1 protein-coding gene is annotated in these 677 nt (G+C 45.8%); it reads right to left on the reverse strand.

What is annotated here, in order from left to right; genetic code table 11:
- Window positions 1–27 precede the first annotated feature (27 nt).
- The coding region (locus tag C5470_RS22135; protein ID WP_242688281.1) for a group II intron maturase-specific domain-containing protein at window positions 28–677 on the reverse strand (650 nt) is incomplete at its 5' end.

A 677-nucleotide genomic window follows, 5' to 3' on the forward strand; every position in this document is an offset into this window, starting at 1 on the left:
CCTCTCGATTCATACGGCTCTTATTGTTCAGCCCTGAGCCAGAATATACCAGTGTGCGAAAAGTCTCTGGTTTTGCTGTTGCAATCTCTTTAGAAACTTTGTGCTTTTCCGGTAACTCCTGCCCAGTTTCTTGTATTTCTTTCGTGCCCAGCGCACAAGCGCAAAGTCAAGTTTCCGTACCAGTTGGTATAGTTCGGACTTTCCAAAGTGCTTGTAATAATTGAACCATCCCTTGATCACTGGATTTAAGGCCAGAGCTATTTCATGGGCGTTATGTCCGCTCCATGTTTGAATTTTCCATTTCTTAATTCTCGTGCCAATCCTCTTCAGGGCCTTCTTACTGATCGCCGGGGCAAAACTTGTGAATACAGCTCCCTGTTTTGCCATAGCCTTTCTCGGCCTGAAGGTGAAACCAAGAAAATCAAAGCTTATCCATTCATGCTTTCCTTTACGATTGCTATCCTTGCAATAAACAACCTTGGTTTTATCTGGGTGGAGGACCAGCTTGCATTCCTCCATTCGGTTCCGTAATTCACCTAACAGATACTCAGCACCACATCGCGTTTTGCAATGGAGCACTGCATCATCCGCATAGCGCTCAAAGACGGTTTCTGGATGATGGCGGGTAAGCCAGGTATCCAGAGCATAATGCAGGAAAAGGTTCGCAAGCAAAGGAC

The organism is Photorhabdus stackebrandtii (assembly GCF_011189495.1).
In the GTDB taxonomy this organism is placed as follows: domain Bacteria; phylum Pseudomonadota; class Gammaproteobacteria; order Enterobacterales; family Enterobacteriaceae; genus Photorhabdus; species Photorhabdus khanii.